This window comes from Bradyrhizobium niftali, assembly GCF_004571025.1.
Classification (GTDB): domain Bacteria; phylum Pseudomonadota; class Alphaproteobacteria; order Rhizobiales; family Xanthobacteraceae; genus Bradyrhizobium; species Bradyrhizobium niftali.
Window position 1 is genome coordinate 1 of sequence record NZ_SPQT01000085.1, and the last position, 5,531, is coordinate 5,531.

Sequence of the window (5,531 nt, forward strand, 5' to 3'; positions counted from 1 at the left end):
GTTCCGATACGATTTCGGTCGAACCTACCCAAGAGGGGATGTGCCTCGCCTGCAAATTCAAAAGCTGCCAAACGTCATCGGGTCTATCGATCAGGCCGCTAATGCCGATGACGTTCTTGAAAGGTATATCCATTGGGGCGCGGAAAATCTTGCGGAGTTCGCCGCAGGCAAGCCGCTAAAGCGGGAAATCAATCTCGAACTCGGGTACTAGCCTAAGGCAGTCGGGCTCTCGGCAAGACTCCTGCTGGTTATTAGGTGAGAGGCGCGTGCTTTCCAAGGAACTACGCGCCTCTACCACCACACTCTTGGTCATCCGTGAAGAATACGGAACGGCCTGAAAATACGCGGAAGTGGCCTCGATTTAGTATTCGATTTTGCAGGAAGGTCGGGTGTTGGGCCGCGCTTTCTTGCGTTCTTGGGATTTTGCTTTTGAGCGATTAGTGATTCCCTGACCCAGATCATCGGCATTCGGGAAAGCGATGAGCAAACCGCGGGATGATCGCCAGAAGGACCTGCTGCTTCCGGCCCTGGATCAAATCATCGATATGGGTCATCCGCTGGTGCGGTTGGCGGGGCTGATCGATTGGAACGTCCTGGACGATCGATTTAGCTCGGCGTGCCAATATAGGGTCGGGGCAGCCGGGCTTGCCGACGCGGCTTGTGGCTGGCCTGTTCATTTTGAAGCATATGCACAATCTGTCAGATGAGGTGCCGTGCGCCCGCTGGATCGAGAAACCCTACTGCCAATACTTCTGCGGTGAATGGCCCTTCTGCCAACGGCTGCCGTTCGATCGATCGTCGATGACCCGCTGGCGCCAGCGGCTTGGCGAGGAACAGCTCGTCGCGCTGATCGGGAAAGTCTGTCGGTGGCACAAAAGACTGGCGCCATCGCCCCCAAGGATCTAGAGCGGTGCTCGTCGATACCACAGGACTCGGCAAGCGCAAGCGTGCGCCGCTACGCTAGAGCTATCTGCGCCTATCCTTGTCTCTAGGAATTCCGACCACCCGAGACCGAGCGGGCGGAGACGCCCTGGACGTAGGCCTCCTGTACCAACACGGACGACGTTCTTAAACGCAATATCGAATGGGGACGCGAAGCATCGTCGATTTCGCAGCTGGCCGGCCAATCACTCGAGAAGTCAGCCTGCTAGGACTACTGAGGTATTGGATCGACTTGATCAACGCGGTGCTCTCGCCGGCTTAGCAGCGTAAGTGGCGGTTTGATGGTTTCCGTTACGAACCGCGCAGGCCGGCGTTAGACCTTGCGGAGTTCGTCGTCCGGCGGCTGTACAACGGCAAACTTGTCACTGCAACGCGGTTGCATTACTTACAGCAACATTCACGGTAACTCCAAGTCCGGGAGCCAGGCTCCACGTTGATCACCTTTCGGTTGTCTTCGAAAAGGCTGCAGCGCGACAAGCCGCGAAATCCTTCAATAGCCGCGCTCGAGATCCACAACGTTTTTCAGCGTCTGTCCGTTTAGGAAGCGATTTATATTTTCTTCGACGATCGGGAATACCCGCTTTGCATAGTTCGTTGGGACGCCAGACACATGAGGGGTCGCAATGACGTTTTGCATATCCCAAAGAGGACTGTTTGCCGACAACGGCTCACGCTCGAACACATCAAGCATCGCACCGGCTATTGCACCGCTGCGGAGGGCACTAATGAGCTCATCCTCAACAACCACATTACCTCTAGCGATATTTATTAAGAAAGCCTCGCGCCGCATGTTCGCGATTTCAGCAGCGCCGATCAGGCCTATCGTCTCCGTAGTTGCTGGTACAGCCAGGACGACAAAATCACACAGGGGCAGCATCTCTTTAAGCTCATGAGAGCCGAACACTCGGTCTACGCCTTCGGCCGTTTGAGAAGGATCTCGCCTAGATCCGACCACGGTCATTCCCGCGCTCTTGGCACGCCGAGCAATAGTCGTCCCAATCGAGCCCAACCCAACAATCCCAAGCGTTTTGTCACCCAGCGGGGCCACCATCCGAGGCGCCCATTTTCGTTCTGCTTGGTCGCGCAAATACCTACGGAAATCCCAGTGCAGCATGGTCGCGCCAGCCATTACGTAATCGGCAATTATTTCGCCCTGGACACTGCGCGCATTTGTCACGATCATGTGGGAGACCTTGTGGCGGATCGGAAGCATGGAATCGATTCCCACACTAGTGCTCTGAAACCAACGTAGTTTTTTGGCCTGATCTACCAGGTCAACAGGGAAGCTAGAACCAAGCAACGCGTCCGCTTCTGCTATGTGCTGCTCCAATTGGTCGACGTTCAGCGCTGCGATCGTGCGAACTTGCGGGAAGCGTTCTTCTATAAGACGCACAAACGACTCGGCGGAAGCGTGGTTCACAACCATTGTCATTGCAGAGCCTTGGACGGCCATATTCTCTCTCCAATTGGTAAGTTCTGCGCTCTCGTTCCATACCGTCGGGCCGACGCCGTATCCTTATTAAGGAAGTATCGTCCCCTACGTGGCGTCTAACCGCTTAGTCTAGGACGCAACCGCATCGCTTTGAAGGACGACTCCATCCGGAGCTCAGTCGCAGATTCGCGCGGACTCGGCCGCGGCATAGCGCGAGTGTTCAAGCCCGGCATTCCGTGCCCCCCCAAACAGCCGTTAGATGCGCTCTTTTGCACCAGATTTTATGGTAAGGATTTGCAGCTTCGAATTGATGCGTTTGCTCGCCCATCTTTGCACAAATCCTGCGTTGTCGCCCTGTGCTTGAGGATTTCGCGAGGAACTAAAGGGGCGAACGTATTGAGCTTTGCTACATATGCGAAAAGACCACACATATCGCCAGTCACTGCCGGAACTGTAGGCGAAGGTAGAATTTCTTCCGCAGGATTCGGCAGGATTGCGCCTTCTCTGTTGATTATGGTCTGATTGACCAACTCAGCGGCGTTGAAGCCGTTAAGCAATGCCGCGGTAATCGTACTGAAGCGGATAACTCAACGGCGGTCAGACACGGATGCGGCCGGCAGCGGCGTGGCTAGTGCAATATTGTCCCTTGCGATAACCTAAAGCGGCTCGGTCTCGTCTGAAAGCTGAACACCGTTCGTGACTTTCGTTGTGCAGCCCCGCGGGAATTCTACGTTCGAATGAACGAAACGCAGAATTTTTATAAGCGAGCAGCGCTCAATGCATTAACTCGCCACCCGCGCCATGTACAAAGCTATTACAACCAGTCAACTTTTTGCCCAAGGCGGTACCATTTCGTCAGAATCATCTGATGAGCTGATTCGCAACGTACGCCCGGCCAGATCTAGAGGAGACGATGGTGTCACCACCTACCCTGCATATCCATTTCGACAGCCGACGAGAGGCTTCTCCGGTAACCCATATGACCGAAACTCTTATCGATGCCGCGCTACGGCGCCATCCAGCGTTGGAGGGCAAGGTCAAGCTGACGACTAGTTGGAATTTGGAGAATGTTGCAGCTGCACTGGCGACAGCCGATATGTTCGTTGGCTTCCGAATGCCGAAGGAGCTGATTCGGGACGCATCACCGCGACTAAAAAGTATCCACGTCATAGGAGCGGGAGTCGAGCACTTACATCCTACGGAGTGGATATCGCCTGGGATCGTAGTCACGAACAACCGAGGCGTACATCGCCAGAAGGCCGCGGAGTCTATCCTTCTGTTTGCTTTGATGCTCAACAGTAACATTCCTGGGTTGGCGACCGCCCAACGGAACGCAAACTGGAATCCACTATTCGCGACAAGCATCAAAGGGAAAACTGCGCTTATCATCGGGGTCGGAGAGGTAGGGAGCGCCGGCGCAAATGAACTTCGAAAGCTTGGCTTGCGCGTTGTGGGCATTCGACGCAGCGGCACCCCTCACCCCAGTTGTGACGAGACCTATGGTCCCAGCGCTTTGCACGCTCTGCTGCCCCAGGCCGACTTTGTTTTCTTGACGACTCCGTTAACCAAAGAGACGCGCACTTTGATCGGCAAAGCGGAATTTGCACTTATGAAGCCAGGCGCAGGCTTTGCTAATTTCTGCCGCGCTAAAGTTTGCGATTACAACGCGCTTGGGGATTGCCTTCATTCGGGAAAGATCTCGGGAGCCATTTTGGATGTCTTCGATCCGGAGCCGTTGCCCGCAGACTCATGGCTTTGGACCGTACCTAATCTGTTTATTACCCCGCACTGCCTGTCGGACGACGCAGAGCAATATATTCCAATGACCCTCGACCTGGTGTTCGAAAATGCGAAGAGACTTCTTAATTTTCAGCCGATGAAAAATATTGTTGATCTTCAGCGGGAATATTGACTCGCCGCCAAATGACGGCTTCACGCGACGAATTCGTGCAACCATGCTGCGGGTTTGCAGATGTATTCGTAGGGCGTGAGGCCCCTCAGCGTCACTGCATCGCGGCGGTGCGTCAATCTGAGATATGCTCCGCCCTCTCGCGGCACGTAGGAGGCGGCACGGCGCATTCGGATGCGCCTCACGCATAACCGGAGTTATGTCGACTTTCAAAGCAGGGAGGGCAAGCAGCACCTCCTACGCTCGAAGTCGGCGGGTAAAGACCGCCTGTGCATACGGCTCATTTGTCGGGGCCTGCTACCTCGGACATCGAGGAGTTTATAGAAACTTGGTCGTCCGTGAACAAGGCTCTAAGCGATTGAGCGAGAGTCTGTTTCAGGGATACGGGGGCATTTTGACTTTGCAAGGATTCGGGGCTTGAGCGCCTGAACCTTGCAAATTCATTTGTGGATTCCCCTTCGCTGTAGAGCGTGATTCAGTGTTGCGTCGGAGGGGACGATGCGGCCGAAGAAGCGCAAGACGACGGGATCGATTGGGACTGGATCGACGGCGAGATCGCTCCGCTCTACAGCGAGAACGGCAGGCCGGGGATCGAGACCCGCTTTCATGATCGGGCTGTTGTTGCTCAAGGACATCTACGATGGCCACACCTTGCGGGATGTCATCGACCGTACCGAGACACTCACCGGCTGTGTGATCGAGCGGGCTTATGTCGACAAGGGATACCGCGGCCACGACGCACAAATTCCCCGTCGCGTCTACATCTCCGACCAAAAGCGCGGCATCCTCGACGTCATCGCGAGCTGCGCCGTCGCTCCGCCATCGAACCAATCATCGGACACCTGAAGACCGAAGGTTACCTCGGCCGCTGCTACCTCAAAGGCCGCGCCGGCGATGCCGCCAACGTCGTCCTCTCAGCCGTCGGCCAGAGCTTCCGCCGCATCCTCGCTTGGCTCAGAGAACACTTGTGCGTGCTACTCGGGCCGCTATGGCCTGACATTCCTCGTCAAGCCGCGCTCAATCCGGCTTCTTAACGGACGACAATTTACTTGATGAATAGCTGGCGCGGGATCTTCGTTAGGGCCTCATAACCAGTTTCAGTTACAACGAATGGCTGCGTGATCGTAATTCCCTCATTCTCAAGCCAAAGACCAGACATCATGTGGAAACACATGCCAGGCCGCAAAACGGTTTGGTCACCTTTCCGAAGGCTGACCGTCTTTTCACCAACTGCAGGCGGATATCCCA

At 55.4% G+C, this 5,531-nt stretch carries 2 protein-coding genes and 4 pseudogenes; 4 read left to right on the top strand and 2 right to left on the bottom strand.

Going from position 1 to position 5,531, the window contains the following annotated elements; translation table 11 throughout:
* Together E4K65_RS48095 and E4K65_RS46140 are read left to right on the top strand one after the other, a co-directional pair.
* Positions 1-211: pseudogene (locus tag E4K65_RS48095) on the top strand (phosphoglycerate dehydrogenase); the annotation flags it as partial.
* Between the two features lie 268 nt (positions 212-479).
* Positions 480-911 (top strand): annotated as a pseudogene (locus tag E4K65_RS46140) (transposase); the annotation flags it as partial.
* 521 nt (positions 912-1,432) lie between these two features.
* On the opposite strand, the gene E4K65_RS46145 reads toward E4K65_RS46140, so the two are convergent.
* Positions 1,433-2,395, bottom strand: a complete 963-nt coding sequence (locus E4K65_RS46145) for a D-2-hydroxyacid dehydrogenase (RefSeq protein ID WP_135179694.1) — start codon at positions 2,393-2,395, stop codon at positions 1,433-1,435.
* 958 nt (positions 2,396-3,353) lie between these two features.
* Between E4K65_RS46145 and E4K65_RS46150 the strand changes: the two genes are divergently transcribed.
* Both E4K65_RS46150 and E4K65_RS46155 read left to right on the top strand, forming a co-directional pair.
* Positions 3,354-4,286: a D-2-hydroxyacid dehydrogenase gene (locus E4K65_RS46150; RefSeq protein WP_167771702.1), complete on the top strand. Its 933-nt coding sequence runs from the start codon at positions 3,354-3,356 to the stop codon at positions 4,284-4,286.
* Between the two features lie 633 nt (positions 4,287-4,919).
* A pseudogene (locus E4K65_RS46155) lies at positions 4,920-5,317 on the top strand (IS5/IS1182 family transposase); the annotation flags it as partial.
* A gap of 11 nt (positions 5,318-5,328) precedes the next feature.
* Here E4K65_RS46155 and E4K65_RS48360 read toward each other — a convergent pair.
* Positions 5,329-5,531, bottom strand: a pseudogene (locus E4K65_RS48360) (M24 family metallopeptidase); the annotation flags it as partial.